The sequence below is a fragment of the Fusibacter ferrireducens genome, from assembly GCF_015352425.1.
Classification (GTDB): domain Bacteria; phylum Bacillota; class Clostridia; order Peptostreptococcales; family Acidaminobacteraceae; genus Fusibacter_A; species Fusibacter_A ferrireducens.
The window spans coordinates 130,073-150,858 of sequence record NZ_JADKNH010000006.1; the positions used below are offsets into that span (position 1 = coordinate 130,073).

22 protein-coding genes are annotated in these 20,786 nt (G+C 36.9%); 1 reads left to right on the forward strand and 21 read right to left on the reverse strand.

Annotation, left to right across the window (positions count from 1 at the left end; genetic code table 11):
- The 11 genes from ISU02_RS10940 to ISU02_RS10990 all read right to left on the reverse strand — a co-directional run bounded on the left by ISU02_RS10940 (position 1) and on the right by ISU02_RS10990 (position 11,395).
- Positions 1-750, reverse strand: a complete 750-nt coding sequence (locus ISU02_RS10940) for an AAA family ATPase (protein ID WP_194701885.1) — start codon at positions 748-750, stop codon at positions 1-3.
- Between the two features lie 3 nt (positions 751-753).
- Positions 754-1,821: a S66 family peptidase gene (locus tag ISU02_RS10945; protein WP_207736263.1), complete on the reverse strand. Its 1,068-nt coding sequence runs from the start codon at positions 1,819-1,821 to the stop codon at positions 754-756.
- A gap of 46 nt (positions 1,822-1,867) precedes the next feature.
- The gene (locus ISU02_RS10950) at positions 1,868-2,452 is read right to left on the reverse strand and encodes a hypothetical protein (protein WP_194701886.1); all 585 of its coding nucleotides are present in this window, start codon (positions 2,450-2,452) and stop codon (positions 1,868-1,870) included.
- Between the two features lie 23 nt (positions 2,453-2,475).
- Positions 2,476-2,898 carry an NUDIX hydrolase gene (locus ISU02_RS10955; RefSeq protein WP_194701887.1) on the reverse strand — a complete coding sequence of 141 codons (423 nt, stop codon included), beginning with the start codon at positions 2,896-2,898 and terminating at the stop codon, positions 2,476-2,478.
- Between the two features lie 291 nt (positions 2,899-3,189).
- Complete coding sequence (locus ISU02_RS10960; RefSeq protein ID WP_194701888.1) at positions 3,190-4,371, reverse strand: acetyl-CoA C-acetyltransferase; 1,182 nt, start codon at positions 4,369-4,371, stop codon at positions 3,190-3,192.
- A 10-nt stretch (positions 4,372-4,381) separates the two neighbouring features.
- Positions 4,382-5,101 carry a beta-ketoacyl-ACP reductase gene (locus tag ISU02_RS10965; protein ID WP_194701889.1) on the reverse strand — a complete coding sequence of 240 codons (720 nt, stop codon included), beginning with the start codon at positions 5,099-5,101 and terminating at the stop codon, positions 4,382-4,384.
- A gap of 13 nt (positions 5,102-5,114) precedes the next feature.
- Positions 5,115-6,659 (reverse strand): acyl CoA:acetate/3-ketoacid CoA transferase, encoded by a 1,545-nt coding sequence (locus ISU02_RS10970; protein WP_194701890.1) that lies wholly within the window; start codon positions 6,657-6,659, stop codon positions 5,115-5,117.
- A 10-nt stretch (positions 6,660-6,669) separates the two neighbouring features.
- Complete coding sequence (locus ISU02_RS10975) at positions 6,670-8,025, reverse strand: GntP family permease (RefSeq protein ID WP_194701891.1); 1,356 nt, start codon at positions 8,023-8,025, stop codon at positions 6,670-6,672.
- Positions 8,026-8,055: 30 nt separating this feature from the next.
- Positions 8,056-8,565 carry a hypothetical protein gene (locus tag ISU02_RS10980; RefSeq protein ID WP_194701892.1) on the reverse strand — a complete coding sequence of 170 codons (510 nt, stop codon included), beginning with the start codon at positions 8,563-8,565 and terminating at the stop codon, positions 8,056-8,058.
- 273 nt (positions 8,566-8,838) lie between these two features.
- Positions 8,839-10,551 carry a sigma 54-interacting transcriptional regulator gene (locus ISU02_RS10985; protein WP_194701893.1) on the reverse strand — a complete coding sequence of 571 codons (1,713 nt, stop codon included), beginning with the start codon at positions 10,549-10,551 and terminating at the stop codon, positions 8,839-8,841.
- Positions 10,552-10,861: 310 nt separating this feature from the next.
- Positions 10,862-11,395: a GNAT family N-acetyltransferase gene (locus tag ISU02_RS10990; protein ID WP_194701894.1), complete on the reverse strand. Its 534-nt coding sequence runs from the start codon at positions 11,393-11,395 to the stop codon at positions 10,862-10,864.
- Between the two features lie 161 nt (positions 11,396-11,556).
- Here ISU02_RS10990 and ISU02_RS10995 point away from each other — a divergent pair, with 161 nt between their 5' ends.
- Positions 11,557-12,381 (forward strand): Mrp/NBP35 family ATP-binding protein, encoded by an 825-nt coding sequence (locus ISU02_RS10995; RefSeq protein ID WP_194701895.1) that lies wholly within the window; start codon positions 11,557-11,559, stop codon positions 12,379-12,381.
- Between the two features lie 204 nt (positions 12,382-12,585).
- On the opposite strand, the gene ISU02_RS11000 is transcribed toward ISU02_RS10995, so the two are convergent.
- The 10 genes from ISU02_RS11000 to ISU02_RS11045 form a co-directional block, all read right to left on the reverse strand.
- Positions 12,586-13,356, reverse strand: coding sequence for a CheR family methyltransferase (locus ISU02_RS11000; RefSeq protein WP_194701896.1), 771 nt, complete (start codon positions 13,354-13,356; stop codon positions 12,586-12,588).
- 266 nt (positions 13,357-13,622) lie between these two features.
- On the reverse strand, positions 13,623-14,720 hold the full coding sequence (gene rpsA, locus ISU02_RS11005; RefSeq protein WP_207736265.1) for a 30S ribosomal protein S1: 1,098 nt from the start codon (positions 14,718-14,720) through the stop codon (positions 13,623-13,625).
- On the reverse strand, positions 14,695-15,591 hold the full coding sequence (gene ispH / locus ISU02_RS11010; protein ID WP_194701898.1) for a 4-hydroxy-3-methylbut-2-enyl diphosphate reductase: 897 nt from the start codon (positions 15,589-15,591) through the stop codon (positions 14,695-14,697). Before ispH ends, rpsA begins: the two co-directional genes overlap by 26 nt.
- A 72-nt stretch (positions 15,592-15,663) precedes the next feature.
- Complete coding sequence (locus ISU02_RS11015; RefSeq protein ID WP_194701899.1) at positions 15,664-16,269, reverse strand: lysophospholipid acyltransferase family protein; 606 nt, start codon at positions 16,267-16,269, stop codon at positions 15,664-15,666.
- A gap of 16 nt (positions 16,270-16,285) precedes the next feature.
- Positions 16,286-16,954, reverse strand: coding sequence for a (d)CMP kinase (gene cmk, locus ISU02_RS11020; RefSeq protein WP_194701900.1), 669 nt, complete (start codon positions 16,952-16,954; stop codon positions 16,286-16,288).
- A 195-nt stretch (positions 16,955-17,149) separates the two neighbouring features.
- Positions 17,150-18,001, reverse strand: coding sequence for a MurR/RpiR family transcriptional regulator (locus tag ISU02_RS11025; protein WP_194701901.1), 852 nt, complete (start codon positions 17,999-18,001; stop codon positions 17,150-17,152).
- Between the two features lie 11 nt (positions 18,002-18,012).
- A complete protein-coding gene (locus ISU02_RS11030) occupies positions 18,013-18,552 on the reverse strand; it encodes a 2-oxoacid:acceptor oxidoreductase family protein (protein WP_194701902.1) in 540 nt (179 codons plus the stop codon).
- Positions 18,553-18,577: 25 nt separating this feature from the next.
- The gene (locus ISU02_RS11035; protein ID WP_194701903.1) at positions 18,578-19,393 is read right to left on the reverse strand and encodes a 2-oxoacid:ferredoxin oxidoreductase subunit beta; all 816 of its coding nucleotides are present in this window, start codon (positions 19,391-19,393) and stop codon (positions 18,578-18,580) included.
- Complete coding sequence (locus ISU02_RS11040) at positions 19,393-20,526, reverse strand: 2-oxoacid:acceptor oxidoreductase subunit alpha (protein ID WP_194701904.1); 1,134 nt, start codon at positions 20,524-20,526, stop codon at positions 19,393-19,395. Before ISU02_RS11040 ends, ISU02_RS11035 begins: the two co-directional genes overlap by 1 nt.
- On the reverse strand, positions 20,526-20,735 hold the full coding sequence (locus ISU02_RS11045) for a 4Fe-4S dicluster domain-containing protein (RefSeq protein ID WP_194701905.1): 210 nt from the start codon (positions 20,733-20,735) through the stop codon (positions 20,526-20,528). Before ISU02_RS11045 ends, ISU02_RS11040 begins: the two co-directional genes overlap by 1 nt.
- Between the last annotated feature and the right edge of the window lie 51 nt (positions 20,736-20,786).

Below are 20,786 nucleotides of genomic sequence, written 5' to 3' on the forward strand. Positions count from 1 at the left end.
TTAAGTCATTAAAATTTTAAGCATTTTCTCTGTATTGTTCACAAATTGTTTTGTCGTGTTGTAGTGTTCTGTTTCCTCGTACTTGATACAAGCATAGTCCTGATCAATGCAGTATATTTTCGCATTTGGATACGCCATGAGGATTGGTGAATGCGTGGCGATGATAAATTGTGAATTTTCAAGAACCAAATCATGCATTCTCGACAGTAAAGCCATTTGTCTATTCGGGGAAAGCGCCGCTTCGGGCTCATCTAAGATATAGAGCCCCTTGCCACCTAATCTATTCATGAACAACGTCAAAAAAGATTCCCCATGAGAGAGTTGATGCAAGGATTTTCCCCCATAGGATTGAATTAATTTCGGACCACCACCAAAATCTCGATCTAACTCATCAATGTAAGATGCCACATTGTAAAAGCTTTCTGCTCTGAGAAAAAAACCATCTTTAGGGGATCTAATGCCCTTTACAAGTTTAATTTCATCGAATAAATTAGAATGTGAATTTTCAGTGGCAAAATTAAAATGCTTAGTCCCTCCCTCTGGATTATAGCCAAATGCCACTGCAATTGCTTCTAATATCGTGGACTTACCACTGCCGTTTTCACCGACTAAAAACGTCACGTTTGGATGAAATTCAAGTGAATCCAAACTCTGAACTGCTGGCAAATTGTAAGGATATACATTTTGTCTTGTCACATCATTCTGATTTTTATAAACTTCTCTAAGATATTGTTCTCTTATTTCTAACAATTGTTACTCACCAACTTCTTTTTTTCTTATTTCAAATGGGCTTTCCAATAAAGTGATCGTCTTATTAAAAGGATTGATTTCAACTTCACAGCCCAGTGGCAAGAGCCATTTAGGGTCCGTATGACCAAAGTCTCCCCCGCACATAACCAATAACTCGCCCAAATCGTTTTCAACAGTGAGAATGTTTTTAATGATTTCGTTGAGTGCATCGACTTCTTCATCAGAATAGTCTTTAGGCTTAGCAAACAAAACCCCTTTAACCTGCTCAAGAATCCCCTGCGTTGCATAATTCCTAAACATGTATCCGACAGTCATGGGGTCCGGCTTGTCTTCTGAGGTCTCAAACATCAATATTTTATCTGCCCAAAAATCTGATTTAGGCCAATAGGGCGTCCCCTTTAAAAATTCAAGGACTTCAATATTGCCGCCCCATAATTTGCCTTTGATGCTTTGATTGCCTTGTAAAGTATGCATCCCCTTATTATCAGAAAAAGGAAGACACTCTCCCAATGTTTCCATGCAGGTCCAATCCTTATATCCATGCGTCAATTGCTTGTACTCAGGATATTTATAGGGACATTCCAATGCCATTAAAAAAGTTTTAACATGTTCTATAAATGCACCTTCAAACGACTTGAGCTGAGCAAAACCAGCCATTACAGAAGGTCCATGTATCGTAGGAAGTCCCAAGACACTTAAATAACTTAAAAATGTAGTGGCATCTGAAAAACCCATAATCATTTTGGGCTTGGACATGATTTGATCCAAATCTAAATATTTAAGAATCCTCACAGATTCATAGCCGCCTATTGAACAAACAATGCCATCTATCTGATCATCTCCAAAGGCATCATTAATATCCTTTGCTCTGAGCTCAGGATGTTCATATAATGTTTTTCTGTCCAACCGAGCCGAGGGCATTTCCACAATTTCGATTTCCAGCGCATTTATTAAGTTTTGAAGTCCCAACTCATAGATATCTGGAAAAAGATTGGGCAGAGCAGCAGAAGGGGAAATAATCGCCAATTTCGACCCTTTTTTTATGGTTTTTAATTTTAATGTTTTCATCATGAACTCGCTTTCTATGGATTACTCCAACTAAATGATCTTGGGCCCCTTATGATTTAAGGACAGAAGTTATTTGTGATTCATCTGAGAATCCAATTTCAATCATGCACTCTATAAACCTTTCAAAAATATTTAAAATATTCTCAAGAGTATCTAAATCTTTAATAATGCCTGTTGCCTCATATGAAAGAATACTTTCATCAGAACTTTTTAAACATTTATCTTTTAACTTCGTTTCAATTGTAATTGGTTTTCCAAAAAGTAAAAGTGACTTTAATTTATAATCATTGAGCAATTGTTTTATTTTTTTTTCATCATTGCTCTTGACCACAAAGCGTTGATCAAATTCATCGTCACCAATGAGGATATCTTGCATCCCCAACATTTTACCTATACTACTGAAAAAACCTTCATGATAAATCTTGAAATTCAACTGATGAGGATTTTTAAAAATAGTTCTTATACGTGTATTCACAATAGGAGTATTCCCAACAATTGTCATGTAACCTTCAAGTAAAATAATATTGTTTTTGTACTGAAACGTCACTTTTTCTTGTTTTGTGAAAGTGGCTTTTTCATGCACGCCATTTCTTTTTTTACTAAGCTCTTCCCATGTGTTTTTTTTATTTTTCATTAGACGACTTTACGCTCCTTTCTCTATTTCTGGTTATTTATGTGTTTCTTTACATATGCCAACAAATGCGGTTGTATCTCTGGGTAAGTCAATGCCTCTGGCAATACATCAAAGCCCTGACAGCGTTCTATTTCATAATCAAAATTTAATTTCAGATGTCTAATTTCAGCATAATATAGTCTGCCATAACCCACCTCTCCCGCTCTTGTAACGCTGTAGTCACTTATGGGCACAAGTGTAAATTGATCTGCCGTACTCTCTTCTATAAGTTCTCTTCTAGCGGCTTCATCCGGCGTTTCCCCTGGCTCTATATGTCCCCCGGGTATTTCCCAAGTTGTTCTCTCTCTATGTTTAACAAGCAGCCACTGACCCTCATATCTGGACACAATGACAACGTATTTTAAATGTGATGTCACCTGCTCGCAATTCTTAAATTTAATTTCCATATATATTTACTCCTAATTATTAAGTCATTGTCTGTTTATTTCTATTTTAAAACTTATCCGCTGGCACAATTCAATCATAACTTTTTGAACATAGAATAGCTATTAAAAAACCATTAAATTCTATTCTACACTGAATTAGAAAAAGAGCGCATCTTTTTCGATGCGCTCCAATTGGGATTCTAAGGATTCTATTTTTCACTTAAAGGCCATACATTTATTTTCAAAATAGACCATGCTCAGAGTCTACTGAAAATCGATTATAATAGTACTTTCATTATTCTTTTCAAATTTCTACGGACGTTCTATGAGTAGCGACGTCCCCATGCCACCACCAATGCACAGCGTTGCAAGACCTTTTTTAGCATCTCTCTTTTGCATTTCGTGTAAGAGGGTTACCAAAATCCTAGCACCGCTTGCACCAACTGGATGTCCTAATGCAATGGCACCACCGTTGACGTTGACGATTTCAGGATTGAGATTCAAGTCTTTTACAACTGCTAAGGATTGAGCTGCAAAAGCTTCATTAGCTTCAACGAGTTCAATGTCTTCAATTTTCCAATTGAATGCTTTTAGAGCAGCCAAAGTTGCTGGAACAGGCCCATAGCCCATAATAGAAGGATCAACGCCTTTGGTGCCATACCCTTTAATCACAGCAAGATATTCAAGTCCAAGTGCCTCTGCTTTTTCTTTGCTCATGACGATGAGCATCGCTGCGCCATCATTGATTCCTGATGCGTTCCCGGCAGTTACAGTGCCATCCTTTTTAAAAGCTGGTTTTAGTTTTTGTAGTGCATCATATGTTGCACCATATCTAATATACTCATCTTCTGCCACTACAGTTGGCTCACCACGTCTAGAAGGAATTTCAACCGATACGATTTCATCCTTAAAGCGACCAGATTTTTGAGCGGCTTCTGCTTTATTTTGACTTGCCACAGCAAATTGGTCTTGCATTTCCCTTGTTAAAGCCCATTGTTCAGCAATATTCTCTGCTGTAATGCCCATGTGATAATTGTTAAAAGCATCCGTTAATGCATCTTTTATCATGTGATCCACCATTTCATAGTGGCCCATTTTTTGTCCCCATCGATTAGAAGGCGATAAATAAGGTGCATTGGACATACTTTCAGTCCCACCACACAAAATCACGTCTGCACCGTCAGAAGCGATAATTTGCGCTGCAAGACTCACGCTTCTGAGGCCAGATCCACATAAGATATTCACAGACATAGCTGGCACTTCCACAGGCACACCTGCGTGAATGGATACTTGTCTCGCCACATTTTGACCACAACCGGCACTCAGAATATTGCCGACTAATACTTCATCAATTTGATTGGGTTCAATACCAGCGCGCTTTATCGCTTCTTTTGCCGCTATTGTACCCAAATCAACTGCACTTAATGTTTTTAATGCACCGCCATAAGCCCCAACGGGTGTTCTTACAGCGGATACAATTACAACGTCCCTCATTTAATACCTCCTATAATCTCAAACCACCATTGACAGAAAGATTATGCCCTGTTATAAATGAGGCTTCATCACTCGCTAGGAACAGACAAGCATTTGCGATTTCTTGCGGTTCGCCCAATCTGCCAAGCATTGTCTTCGCTCTAATCGGATCGAGCACTTTATCCGGTACTGTTTTCATCATTTCAGTATTGACATAACCCGGTGCCACCGAGTTAACTCTCACTGCTGCACCTTTTCTGGAAAACTCTTTCGCCCATGTTTTTGCCATGCCAATAACGCCAGCTTTTGTTGCAGCATAATTTGTTTGACCCACATTGCCATATTCTCCAACAACAGATGCAATATTGATAATACTGCCTTGCCCCTGTGTCATCATTTGCGGTCCAATAACCTGTGTCATGTTAAAGACGCCTTTAAGGTTGACATCTATGACCATATCCCACATTTCTTCAGTCATCTTGTGAATTAAGCCATCTCTTGTAATACCAGCATTATTCACAAGAATATCTATTTTACCGTATTCAGCAACCGCCCAGTTGAAAAACTCAACAATTGCATTTCTGTCTGTTACATTCAGCGCATAGCCTTTTATATTTTCAGAATTAAAGGTTGCCTCTTGCATATCCACTGCAATAACTTTTGCGCCTTCTCTTTCAAATGTTTCACTAATTGCTCTACCAATACCCTGTGCACCACCTGTTACGATGGCCACTTTACCTTGTAATCTCATTGTGCCTCCAAAATTATAAGTTTAACCCCATTGGGCCTTCATTAAAAATTCGACTGTCCATTTCTTTTAAATTCTCTGAAATTGCAGGCTTAAAATACATTTGATCGATGATGTCCTTTTGTAAATCAACTCCTGGTGCAATTTCAGTTAAAGTCAATCCCTTTTCAGATAATTCAAAGACAGCTCTCTCTGTCACATAAATCACCGGTTGCCCTATTTCATAGGCATATTCACCAGAGAAAGTAATCTGTTCTACATCTGTTAAAAACTTCTTGGATTTACCTTCGTTTAATATGGTCAATTTACCCTCTTTAACTTCTAGTTTTAGACCACCTGCTGTGAAAGTCCCGCAGTAGACTACTTTTTTTGCATTTTGAGAAATATTGATGAAGCCACCGCAACCAGCAACTTTAGGTCCAAATTTTGAAACGTTGACATTGCCTTTAGGATCACATTGTGCAAGTCCTAAAAAAGTAACATCCAGTCCACCGCCATCATAAAAGTCAAACTGATAGGGTTGATCTATAATCATATCTGGATTTATAGCCGCTCCGAAACTTAGTCCACCTGCTGGGATGCCCCCAATGGTGCCAGCTTCCGTTGTCAGAATCAGACCTTTGATATTTTCTTCATTGGCCACCATGGAAACGCCTTCAGGTATCCCAATACCAAGATTCATAATAGCATTTTCCTTGAGTTCCATGGCAGCTCTTCTTGCAATTACCTTACGCTCATTAAGCGCCATTGGTGGAATGCTCTGAACAGGTACTTTAATGTCCTGACTATAAGATGGATTATATTGTTCTGCGAAGGTTTGCATGTGTTCATGTTGTTCCGCTTCCACAATTGCATCCACATAGATGCCAGGAATTTTGACCATTTTAGAGTTAATCGATCCATCTTCAACTATCTTTTCCACTTGAAGAATGACTTTGCCACCAGAATTCTTGACGGCTTGTGCCATAGACAGCATTTCAAGGCTTAAGCATTCCTTTTCAAAGGTGCAGTTGCCAAAACTGTCTGCATATGTGCCTCTAATAAAGGCAAAATCTATGGGAAAGGCTTTATAAAAAAGCCAATCCTCATTATTTATAGTCATAAGTTCTACCAGTTCATCTTGAGTCCTATTGTTTATTTTGCCACCCTCTAATCGTGGGTCCACAAAAGTTTTTAGACCAACCTTTGAAATAACGCCCGGTTTGCCGCCGGCAATTGCCCTGAACAAGTGAGAGATAACACCTTGTGGAAAATTGTATGCGTCGATTTGCTCATCTAGTGCTAATTTGCCAAGTTTTGGCGCTAGTCCCCAGTGTCCACCGACTACTTTTTTTACAAGGCCTACATGTCCAAAGTGATTTAAACCTCGATCTTTGCCATCGCCTTGTCCTGCTGCATAAACCAGAGTTAAATCCTTTGGATGTCCATTCTTTATAAATGCCTCTTCCACACCTCTGCTCAGTGCTTCAGGGTGCATATTACCTACAAATCCTCCGGTAACTAATGTTGAACCATCTTGGATGAGCGCAATTGCGTCTTCAAGTGACATCACTTTATTCATGTGATCCTCCTTATACGATTCCAGTTACGAGATAGAATATTGATACAACAAAGACAGCGATCAGCGGGATCACAGCGGTCATTGCTGCAATATCAAAGTAACTTTCTTTATGATTAAGTTTACAAACGGATAACAATGTGATTACAGCACCACAGTGTGGCAACGTATCGAGACCGCCTGATGCCATAAGCATGATTCTATGAAGTGCTTGCGGATCAATGCCCATTGACAAGAATTCTTTTGAAAGCACTTCAAGTGCAATGGCAGTACCACCAGAAGAAGAGCCTACTATACCAGCAAGTAAAGTTGTTGAAATTGCAACTTTAAAGATTGAAGGAATCGCAAGTGCAACGATACCTAATTTTACTGTTGTAAATGCTGCAAGAGACTTGATTACACCACCGTAACCCACTTCTGAGCCTGTGTTGAAAATCGGTAACAATGAACCCACCGCACCGTCAAATACAATTTTATTCGTATTGACTAAGAACTTTCTCATTGAAATTAAAATAAATACGATTGAAATTGAAAGCCCTAATACAACTGGCCAAGTCCCATTGATTTTAGAACCAGCGGCTTCATATGAAGCGATGATTGAAGGATTTGCAAAGTAAATCTTCGTAAAGATAAAGTTTAAAACAAATACTAAAATGATTGGTGTTGCTGAAATGCCAAAGTTTGGAAGGTCATCGCCGAGCTCATGTAATCCTTCATTTTCATGATTTCCGTAGCCTTCACCAGCAGCTGCTGCTTGTGCCGCTCTTCTGTTTAACCACCAAAGACCCCCGAAAAACATAATTGAACTCCCAATAAGACCTAAAATTGGACCTGCATAGATATCTGTGCCAAAGTAAACGGTTGGCATTGTATTAAGGTATTGTGGTGATCCTGGCATCGCCGTCATTGTAAATGTAAATGCACCCAGTGCAATGGCAGCAGGCAATAATCTCTTTGGAACATCTGCTTCTCTTAGAAGCATTGCACCTATCGGATACATTGCAAATACAACTACAAACAGTGAAACCCCACCATAAGTTAAAAGTGAAGTCGCAACAACAACTGCTGCAATGGCATGTTTCTTACCAAATTTGTCTGAAATAAAATGTGCGATTGAGGTTGCTGCCCCAGTAACGCCCATTAATTTACCAAATATTGCGCCCGCTAAAAAGACCGGAAAATAAGCTTGGATATATCCAGCTGCTGCTGGCATGAAAATATTAGATAGTGCATGCAACGCTGGTATCTCTCCTGACAAAAGTGCTGCAATCATTGCTAAAATTGGTGCCAATACAAGTACTGTTACGCCACGATACGCGAAATACATAAGAGAAAATAACGTCAATAATATCGCTAATACACCTAACATCTTTGTCCCCCTAAATTTTTAATAGAAAATTTAATTTCCAACAACTAATTGAATTAACTCGTAAAGAGTATATGCAAATGCCGCTATGGCAATTGCGTAGAGGCTATAAAATACCCCTAGTATGAAGTGTTTGCCTTTTTTGTATGCATCCACGTGTTTTGGATGCATTTTTTCTTTGAGATGATTTTTAGAATCTTTAATGACATTTGCAATCAAAACTGCAAGCATCCATATGAGTCCCAATAAAATCATCAAATACAATAAACCTAAATTTGTACCTGAGACCTTTTCAATGATGGAAATTATTGCACTCATAAACACCATTGGTATAAAAAGCTGATCCCATTTGAAGACACGGTATTCATTTTGATAAGTCTCTGAAATCAAAATTCTCACTAACAAAACTACCAAGTGCATATACTTATAGCTTTGCGGATAATATATTTGTTGTCCGATCGTAAACAACAAAAGGCCTTGATAAATCAAATTGAACACCAATGGTTTTTTTAAGTTGCGCATCATATTTGTTAAGTCTCCCATAGAAAATTCACCTCCACCCTATACAATCGCAAAACGCGTGCCAAACTTTTGAACACAAAAAAATGCATTTTCATTTAAAATTGTTTAAAACACGAACAATAATTGAGGGAATCTTTTGCTTTTTGCACTAAAATTCAAAAAAAGCGTAAACTATGATTTACGCTTTTTTTATAGCACTGTAACAAGTGTCAAGTTTTATTGACATAATTGACAACACTCTTCAAATTGTAAACATTTATTTACGCTTTCCTATTTGTAATCATTTCATTGTTGCTATCTGAGATCATATTTTTCTAACTTTGTGTGTAATGCCATTCTAGAAATCCCCAAATCTCCAGCAGTTTTAGTCTTATTGCCCTTAAAATAAATCAACCTTTCAAGTAAGAGTTTTTTTTCATAAATCTCCATCATATGTTTAAGGGGTTCTCCAGTGTAATCCAGCTCAGTGGTCTTCATAAAAGCTGGCAAGTGATACGGCTGAATAAAATCGTCCCCTTCCATGATATTATAAGCTCGTTCAATGATATTTCTAAGTTCTCTAATATTGCCCTGCCATTGATAATGTGAAAGTAGAAATTGTGCCTTTTCAGAAATTCCCCTCACTTTTCCATGATCTTGCTGATTGAGCTGATCTATGAAATGCTTGCTCAACAGCATTACATCTTCTTTTCGGTCTCTAAGTGGTGGTATTTTAAGGTTGATCACATTTAAACGATAATAGAGATCTTCTCTAAATTGTTTGGCTTCAACCATCTCAAGCAGATTTCTATTAGTGGCCGCAATTACCCTTACATCAATTTGCTTAGGTCTGTTAGAGCCCACCCGCTCCACTTCACCTTCTTGCAAAACTCTCAGTATTTTGGCCTGCATTTGCAGGGGCATATCGCCAATTTCATCTAAAAAAATCGTACCGAGATCTGCAAGTTCAAATTTACCTATACGACCATTTTTATCGGCTCCTGTGAAAGCACCTTTTTCATAGCCGAAAAGTTCTGACTCCAATAGTTGCTCTGGGATTGCCGCACAGTTGACAGAAATAAACGGCATATCATGTCGATTGCTTTCTTGGTGAATCGCATGAGCAAACAACTCTTTTCCCGTTCCACTTTCGCCCTGTATGAGCACATTGGATTTCGTATATGCTATTTTTTTGGCTTGATGTTTCAATTTATTCATTTGATCATTTGAAGTGATAATTTGTTCAAAAGTGTACTTCGCCTTGTGTATACTGCTGATTTCCGATCTTAAGTTTCGAAGTTCCTGTTCAATTTTAGTATATTTCTTATTGATATTATGAAGCTCAGATACATTTCTGAAAATGACTTTCCCAATGGCACCTGCCTGCTTGCCATCCACATAATAGGGAATTCGAGTCGCCACCATATAATCTCCGCGAATCTCTTGAAAATCATTTATTTCAGGCACACCTGTCTTTGCAACAATATGCATGCGCGTGTTAGGGATGACCTGTGTCACGTGTTTGCCAATCACTTCATCATCTTCTAAACCTAAAAACCGCTTATAGGCGTTGGATATCATGGTGATATTGCCATTTAGATCCACAACTAAAATGCCATCGTATGCCAACTCTAGTATGGATTTTAAAATAACCATTTCACTTTGATCCGCTTTAAGTTTTTCGTTAAGCGCCTCATATTTGGTTACATCATCAAAGATAGCAATTGCCCCCACGGGTTTACCACCTTCAAAGACCGGAATTCTAGAAGTAATACAGTGTCTTCCGTTTATTACAATGCTTACATCATGATCCACCGTAAGCGTTTTAAATGTATCCATCAATTTAGACTCTGCATAGACCTCTAAAATAGGTTTGTCTATGGCTTGCTCAATCGGTATGTTTAAGAGTTGAATCGCTCTTTCATTGATATTCTTCACTCTACCTTCATGATCTACTAAAATGATGGCATTCGTAATTTCTTCGAATACATTTTGGTTTTCTAAAACACAACTAAAAAAATTATTCAAAATAATCCCTCATTTCTGACTATTAGTTTTAGCCTTCATACTCTATATCACGCAAGTTCAATACCAAATGTAATTCTATTATAAAGGAAAATCTATAAAAATAGAATCGTTCATTGGGACGATTCTATTTTCATACAATTGTATATAGACAGTCTTTGCGCACTTCATTTCGAAGTATCTAATGTTTATTTTCTAACATGCTTTTTCGAATCTGATGACTCATTCGCAATATGTAATAGCCATCAAACACGACAATAAAAAAAATTATTATGAGACCGATCTGAAACCCTATTTTTAAATGCATCATATGCTACCTGCCTTCTAAATCCAACTCCAGATGAATATCATACGGTTCTAAATTGAACAATTCTTCGTCAAGCGCCTTGGCTAAAACACAACCCATGCTAAAATAAAAATTGATCGTGTTCTCTGACGGTGTTGCCGAAATATACAATTTCTTGCCGTTCAATTTTCTGGCGGCTTTCACAGCACTTTCCATAAGGGCCTTTGCAATCCCACGCCCTCTATAATTTTTAGATACAAATAGAATATCCATTTTAATATAATTGCAGTCTTTGCCTCGAAGCTTATTCTCGACAGAGGTTATCCCGATCAGGGTATCACCATTATAGGCGCCAATAACATATCCGCCACCCTCCAGAATTCGTCTTTGTCTTTCCAGTAAAGCTTGCTGTTCACCTTCTGGAAATCCATCCATCTCATAATACTCTTCTTCTAATTCTAATTTACCATCTCTGTAATAATAAACATGTTCTATAACTTCCCTGCGATCAATTTCTAAAAATGACTCTAACTCTTCCATTTTCATGTATCGATAAACCATTTTTCACCCCCAGAGATACTCTAATAAGATCATTATAGCATAATCGCCAAAATTTGAAGATAAAACTGTTTTCAATCCTATTAAATAATACATATAACATTGACTATCTTATATAATAAGATATAATATTATTGGCATACGCCATTTAAGGAGGCATAAGTATGGAAAAAGAAAGTCCAAATCAGTTTAGCAACATTAAAAATATCATAGGTATTATGAGTGGTAAAGGCGGTGTTGGAAAATCATCTGTCACGGCGCTTACTGCAATTACACTAAGAGAACAAGGCTATAATGTAGGAATTCTTGATGCAGATATAACAGGTCCCTCTATTCCAAAAGTTTTTGGCCTTAACCAAAGAAAAGCCATGGGAACGCCAAGTGGTGTGGAACCGGTCGTATCCTCTAGTGGCATAAAAATCATGAGTATCAATCTCATTCTTGATAATGAAGATGAACCCGTTGTCTGGAGGGGCCCAATTATTTCTAATGCTGTAAAACAGTTTTATACAGATGTCATTTGGGGAGATCTTGATTATTTATTAATTGACCTGCCACCTGGTACCGGTGACGTTCCTCTGACCGTTATGCAATCTTTAGCTATAGATGGCATTATAATCGTCTCAACACCACAGGATCTTGTTAAAATGGTGGTTAATAAATCCATGAAAATGGTAAAAATGCTCCACACGCCTATCATCGGTGTGATTGAGAATATGAGCTATTTTATTTGTCCTTCTTGCGATGAAAAACACAAGTTGTTTGGTGAGAGCAAAGTTCGAGATGCCGCAAAGAGCATGGGTACCCATCTCATCTCTGAAATTCCAATGGATCCTCTGTTGGTTGAACTCTCTGATGAAGGTAAAATAGAGCTCTATACCAAACATAATTTCACTTTCTCTGACACATATCAAAAAGAAATCAACAAGGCATTAGAACAATTTGAAGCAGAAAAGATCGTTGTCCCTTCTGCATTTAACATGGTTTAAGGCTATGACGTACTTAAAGAGTCTCATTGGATGGGACTCTTTTTTCTATCACACTTCTTTTAACATTCTATATTGTGCCAACGCATTTCTATGACTCGTCAATGCATTAGAACCTAAAAAACCTACCCTAGATCAAAACATATCGTTTCACTTTCAAGCAGGCTTATTTTTAGTTTGTTTTTGCTGGTTGCTTTTGTTGTTTGCTTATCTTTTGTAATAGAAAAACGTCTGGCTGGATTCAAAATTATAACGTTGTGGTTGAATAATCTGCTCTGTACTGCCCACGAAGAAATAGCCATCGTTCACAAGAGAATCGTAGAATTTTCTATACATTTCATCTTTAGCTTCTTCTGTAAAATAGATCATGACATTTCTACAAATGATTATATCAAATCCTTTTGGATATGGATCTCTCAACAGGTTCATCTTTTTAAATTCGACACACTTCTTAACCTCATCCTTAACTCTATAGGATTTACCCACCAATTCAAAGTATTTGTCCACATATTGCTTGGGCACATTTTTGATACTCTTTTCAGAATAAATGCCCACCTGAGCTTTTGAAAGTGCTTCATCATCAAAATCCACTGCATAAATTTTAATATCCTTAAGCGGTAAAAACTCACTTAAGCACATGACAAGTGAATAAGGTTCTTCGCCAGTAGAACATGCTGCTGACCAAATTTTAGGTCTCTTATTTCTTTTCAAAATTGCAGGAAAGACTTCTCCACGCAACGTTTCCCATTGACTTGGATTTCTATAAAATTCAGACACATTTATAGTCAAATAGGTAATAAATTCATCAAACGACTCTTTATCAGTATCTATCAACTTGAAGTACGAATCAAAATCTCCAAGACCATGTCTTGTAATTAAAGATTCAATACGTCTTTTCATTTGTCTCTCTTTATACAGCGTTAAGTCCAATTTTGTCTTATTAAAAACACGCTCTTTAAACTTTTCATAGCCTTCCATATAAAATCTCCTTTTGAAAAAATCAGTATCTGCTACATTTATATCCACACATATGCTTTTAAATCACAAATTATCGACCTCGACCCTGGATCGAACGCCTATTTATAGACACCCTTTCATTTAAAGTGACAGGATTAAAGCCGCCTTTACTATTTCAATTCTATTCTCACTGACGCTATTCCAGATCAAATAGGTTTCAATAACGGCTATCCAGTTGTTTACAATAAAAAAAAAGCCGATGAAATGAATTCATCGGCCTTAGGTTCTTATTCCTGCTCAGCCTCTTCTTGAATTGGATCGTTTACTGCTTTCATTGAAAGTTTAACTTTCTTTTCATCAGCAATATACTCTAATATTCTCACTTCAACTGTTTGATTAATTTTAAGAACGTCACTTGGTTTCTCAACATGCTCTTTAGCAATGTGTGAAACGTGAACAAGTCCTTCAATACCCGGTTCAAGTTCGACAAAAGCACCAAAATCAGTAAGATTGACAACTCTACCTTCATAGATACCATCCACTTCATATTTATCAGCAAAAGTCATCCATGGTTCTTGGCTAAGTTGTTTGATACTTAATGAAATTTTATTTTCATCTTTGTTGGCATCAATAATTTTAACATCAATGGTATCGCCTACACTGACAAAATCATTTACTGGTTTAATTCTGCCCCAGCTCATTTCAGTTACGTGAACAAGACCATCCATGCCACCAATATCAACGAAAGCACCAAAATTGGTAATTCTTTTTACTTCGCCTTTTACGACGCTGCCAATTTCGATTGTTTTCCAAAATTGTTCTCTTACAGCTTGCTTCTCTAATATAGCAAATTCTTTATGAGAAAAGACAGCTCTTCTTTTTTGTTTATTGATCTCAATTACTTTCACTTTAAGTTCTTGACCAATATAAGGTCTCAAATTCTTAACAAATCTGTCAGAGAGTTGAGATGCCGGAACAAATCCTCTAATTTCTTTAAAAAATGCAATTAATCCGCCATTTACAGCGTCAGCAATTTTTACTGTGATTTCAGCATCTTTTTCGTGTAACGCTTCAAGCTCGGTCCAATCTTTATCCACGTTTACTTTTCTAAGTGATAATAAAATATTACCTTCACCATTATCATGGTTCACAATGAATACGTCAAGCTCTTGTCCTACTTTAAAATTGCTTTCAATATCAAAGTTTGGATCTGCAGACACTTCATTTCTAGGAATTACGCCGTCAGATTTATAACCGATGTTTACGATTACAACATCAGTATTAACTTGAATTATGCTTCCTTTAACAACTGACCCTCTTCTTGGAATTCTCAATGATTCTTCGATTTGCTCCATCATCTCAGCCATTGAATTGTGATTTTCCATCAAAAAATACCTCGCCTTCATTTTCTATTTTAAGAATGACCGATTCAACAATCCAGTCTGGTGTTGAAGCACCCGCTGCGATACCAATTTTTGTATCACTTTTAAACATGGATACATCTACTAAATCATCCTTAGTTTCAATGTGAATTGTCGTAGCATTCTTGCTACATATTTCTACTAACTTTCTTGTATTTGAACTATGCTTTCCACCAATCACAATCATAAAATCAACAGATTTTGAGAGTTCAACACAAGCATTTTGCCTCTGTTCAGTTGCTAAACATATCGTATTGTTGATTATGACGTTAGATAGTTTTTTACTGAATAAGTCTATCATTTGATCCCACGTACTCAAATTAAACGTGGTCTGTGCTACAATACAAAAGGGTTCATCGGAAGGTTTCATATTTTCTACATCATGTAAGTTATTCATAATTGTAGCACTTTCATCACACCAACCATTAATACCAAGTACTTCCGGATGATTCATATCTCCGACAATAATTATATTATAACCTTTTAAGTGGTAAGATGAAACTGTATTTTGAATTTTTTTAACATAGGGACAAGTTGCATCATAAACTACAAATCCCTGTGCTTCTGCTAAATCATATACAAACTTTGGGGCACCATGTGAGCGAATAACTAAACGATCGCCATCTACTCTATTATCCACGAAATCTGTAAGTTTTTCAATGATTTTTACACCTTTTTCTTCATAATATTCAGTCACTTGATTATTATGAATAATTGGTCCAAGCGTAAACACCTTTTTTTGCCCATTATTGGATTCAATGAGGTCATCTAATATCTGGACAGCACGTTTAACACCGTAACAGAAACCAGAATGTTTTGCGATTTGAACAATCATTTTGCCTCCAAATATTGCATAGGAATTAATATTCTACACATTAAAATTCATTATATCATTTTTTATGCGAATTTACAAGTTCTCTAATTTAACATTTTCGATAGATTTATAAATACCATCCATAATCTCCTGAGATAGTCTCTCAAGGGTCTCAGAAGCGACCTTTTGATTATAATAAGCCTCTAAGACAACCGGTTCATGAAATATAACTCTCACACGTGAAAACAGCTTAAAATTGGAGTCGATTGTAACCGGTAAAATAGGGGTTTTAGTTCTAACTGCAAACAATGCAACACCTGATTTGACAGGCAATGGCTCAACACCTTTATTGCGAGTACCTTCCGGGAAAAGGGCCAAATTATCTTTTTTATTCAAAATGGTTAAGGCCGTTTTAATGGCTTTGATGTCATTGCCATCACGATCTACAGGAAAAACCCATACTTTTTTCAGTACCCAACCTACAATTTTATACTTGAAATTTTCTTTTTTAGACATAAAATGTGCTTGAAGCGGTAAAACCCCCCCTAATAAAAAGGGATCGTGCAAACTTGAATGGTTGCCGCATATGATATAATTTTGATTTCTATCTATATTTTCTCGGCCTATTAACTCCAGTTTAAAAAAAATTTTATAGTAAAGAAAAGAAGCTTTACTGCAAATTGCATAAAAAGTATTCATATTTTACTCCTAAATTTTAGTGGCGCTTTACTCCCGCTTTTAAAACATCTGCCAAAATAAGCTGCACAACATCGTCTATAGTCAAAGCCGTTGTGTCAATCAACTTAGCATCCTTCGCCTGAACAAGAGGCGCTGTTGCACGTTCTTGATCAATCTTATCTCTTGCTTCAATTTCTGCAATCATCTCTTCTAATGTAATGTGAATCCCCTTTGCTTCTAGCTCTAAGAGTCTTCTCTTCGCACGTTCCTTTGGCGTTGCCACAAGAAAGTATTTGTATGGTGCCTTGGGCAGGACGTGTGTTGCAATGTCTCTCCCATCCATAACAACTGATTGATCCCCAGCTATTTTTTGCTGTAAAGCCACCATTTTTTTTCTTACATACGCATCTTTAGCCACATATGAAACATTTTGAGTAACTTCTGGCATCCGGATCGCTTCTGTACAGTCTTTGCCATTGATATTGACGCTCTCTAAAGTTATTTTCAGATCTATTTCATCCACAAGTCGCCTTAACGCCGTAGAGTCGTCAAGATCAATATGATTGTTTAAAGCCTCATAAGTAACCGCTCTGTACATTGCACCTGTATCTAAATACGTAATGCGCAAATTTTGAGCTACAATCTTTGCCACAGTACTCTTGCCCGATCCAGCAGGACCATCAATGGCTATTTGAATAATTTGCATGTATTTACCTCTATCTCAGTTATTGTTGAATCATCTGTGTATCAAATCGATTTTCGCTGACGCTGCTTGAGGGTGAACATTCCTGCCTCTAAGCTGGACGAAAACTAATGATATTAATAAAACAAATACCACCTACTAGGGTGGTATTTACTTTAAAATTATATCGCATATCTAATTAAATATCAATCCATGAAATTACTTGATATTATAAACGCCGTAATCATCCCAAATGCGTTCCAGCTTTTCGAGATTTTTTTCAACGCCTTCTTTGCGTATGCTGACACCAATGATCAATGCATTAATGAGACTCATAGGTGCTACAAATGAATCAATAAATGTATTCATGTTGTATTTAGCAATTAAACAGTATTTAACTTTCTCATAAAGTGGTGAATTCATACCATCTGTTATGCCTATAATAGTTGCACTTTTTTTGATTGCGTAATTGACGCAATCATATGTCCTCTTAGAATAGCGCGGGAAAGAGAGTACAATCATAACATCATCCTCTGATAAATTCAAAAGTTGATCGTACACATCCTGTGCAGATTCTTGAATAATATGAATTTCTGGCAAAATAAAATTTAGGTAAAATCCCAAATAATTGGCCAGTACAGAAGAACTTCTAAGCCCCAAGATATAAACTTTCTTCGAATGAATAATTTCTTCGATGACCTTATCGATGAGATCATAATCAAATTGATCAATCGTCTGTCTGATGTGATCCATATCGTTAACCATGATTTTAGTCAAATACTCAGCTTCTTGGTGTTCTTTGGAGAGTTCAAAGCGTTGCACTGTTGTGAGCTTTGTCTTAATCGTCTCCTGAAGTTCTTTCTGTAATTGAGGGTACCCCTCGTACCCTATAGCATTGGCAAAACGAACCACTGTGGATTCACTGATGTTTACATTTTTACCAAGGGTAGATGCAGTCATGAAAGCTACTTTATCATAGTTTTCCAGTATAAAGTCTGCAATCTTTTTGTGACTTTTACTAAGTGTTAAATATCTTTGCCTAATGCGTCCTAATAAGTCTGAATTACTCATCAAATCACCTTTTACATTTGATTTGCCAGTTCATACCCCTTTTGCAAAGCGAGTTTATTTAAATCTTCTGTTCCCTTTGGAACTCTTGATAGAATAGCTGCTTCTAAACTCTCCGCACTTACAATACCAGTTAACCCAACAATTAAACCTAAAGCGACAATATTTGCAACAATTTCTTTACCAATAGCTGTTCTTGCAGTTTCAATGATTGGAACGCTAATGATTTTTTTCGCTTTAAGATCTTTAGGCAATTCAATTGAATCATCAACAATGATAGTTCCATCTTCAGAAATATCTCGAATATACTTGTCACTTGCAACTTGAGTTAATGCCAATGACATATTTGGTAATGTAACTTTTGGAAAATCTATAACACTATCACTTATAATAACTTCTGCTTTACTTGCTCCACCCCTAGCTTCTGGGCCATAGCTCTGGGTTTGAATGGCATTTTTATTATCTCTTAATGCTGCCTCTGCTAATATTATACCCGCAGTTATGAGTCCTTGTCCACCAGAACCCGATAATCTTAACTCTAATTGATTATTCATCTTACATATCTCCTTTAATTATACACTATTTTTTGAGTCTTTCGATAATGCCATCGTAAAGTTCTGTGTATTCAGGTTCGACTTTGTTGACGAATTCACCCATTAAGAATTTGCCTTCTACTTTTTCAGGTGGTAATTTTTCAGCTACCTTACGATCCACAAAGCTATCTTTAAGGAAGTTCATCATATCCACAACAGAACCTTTTTTATTCTTTCTACCATAGTAAGTTGGGCAAATCGAAATTGCTTCAACAAGTGAAAATCCCTTATGTTGTATAGCAGCTTCAATAAATTTTTGCATTTGAGTTGCATGGAAAACGGTTGTCTTTGCTGTATAAGTTGCACCAGCACCACCAGCTAATTGAGTAATATCAAAAGGTCTGTCGATATTCCCATAAGGTGCTGTCGTTCCTTTTTCATGAGTAGGTGTCGTTGGCGAATATTGTCCACCTGTCATGCCATAAATATTATTATTAAAACAAATCGTCGTTATATTGATATTTCTTCTAGCGGCATGAATTAAGTGGTTACCACCGATTGCAGATAAATCGCCATCACCAGCCACAACGATAACTTCGAGTTCAGGATTTGCAAGTTTAACACCAGTTGCAAACGCAAGTGCTCTACCATGAGTTGTATGAAGTGTATTGAAGTCCATATACCCTGGCGCTCTTGACGAACAGCCGATACCAGAAACGATACATACTTTATCTTTATCAAGTCCTAGATTTTCAATAGCTCTTCCCATTGCAGCCATTATGATACCATGACCGCAACCTGGACACCAAATGTGTGGTAACTTATCAACTCTAAAATAATTCTCTACTAACGGGCTATTCATTATAATACCTCCCTAAAAGATAGGATTAATTCTTCTGGTGTAATAATCTCACCATTTGCTTTTCCATAAAATCTCACTGGACACTTACCTTCTACAGATCTTTCCACTTCGAGTTTCAATTGTCCAAAGTTAAGTTCTGTTACTAAAATGTCTTTGACTTTTGCACCAATTTCTTTTATACGTGCTTCTGGAAAAGGCCATACGGTAATCGGTCTAAATAAACCTACTTTAACGCCTTCGTTACGAAGTTGCTTCACAACTGCTTTAGCAGTTCTAGCAGTGCCACCATATGCAAAAATCACATGTTCAGCATCTTCCATAAACAGTTCTTCATAATCAATGATATCATCAAGGTTATTATCGATTTTAGCCATTAATCTCTTAATAAGCACATCTGCATTTGCTGTACTGTTGCTTGGGAAACCTGTCTCATCATGCATAAGGCCTGTCACATGATATCTAAAGCCTTCGCCAAAAGATGCCATTTTAGGTACAAGATCATTTTCTTCTACTCTGTATGCTTTATAATCAGATCCCATTTCAGGTTTTACTCTATTATAAACTTCTACCTCAGATTGCTCTGGGATTTCGATTTTTTCTCTCATATGTCCTGTGATTTCATCTGTTAATAAAATAACAGGTGTTCTGTATTTTTCCGCTAAATTAAATGCTCTCACGGTTAAGTCAAAAGTTTCTTTAACTGAATCCGGTGTTAAGCAGATCACTGGGTGATCACCATGTGTGCCCCATTTAGCTTGCATAACATCGCCCTGTGCTGGTGATGTCGGAAGACCAGTAGATGGACCACCTCTTTGTACATTTACAACTACTAAAGGAATTTCAGCTAACGCTGCATATCCTATGTTTTCTTGTTTTAAAGAAAATCCAGGACCAGATGTTGCAGTCATAGCTTTACTGCCTGTCAATGATGCACCTATTGCCGCAGCAATACCTGCTATTTCATCTTCCATTTGAATAAATTTACCACCTATTTGCGGTAATCTCTCTGCTGATAATTCTGCAATTTCAGTTGATGGAGTGATTGGATATCCTGAATAAAATTTCATACCAGCCATTAATGCGCCTTCTACACATGCCTCATTGCCTTGAAGAAACTTCACTTTTTTAGCCATTATTCCTTACCTCCTAAAAAAATCGCAAAATCAGGACATCTCATTTCACACATCCTACATTTGATACAATGTTCACGATCTAACATGCTTACTTTTCCATTTTCATTAAATCCTAATACTTTTTTAGGACAAAAGGCGATACAAATACCGCAGCCCTTACACCAAGCTTCATTAATTTTAATTTCAAAATTATCTTTATTATCAGCCATTGGAAAACCTCCTTTTACTCTCTGAATTAATCATATCACAGTAAAATAGTT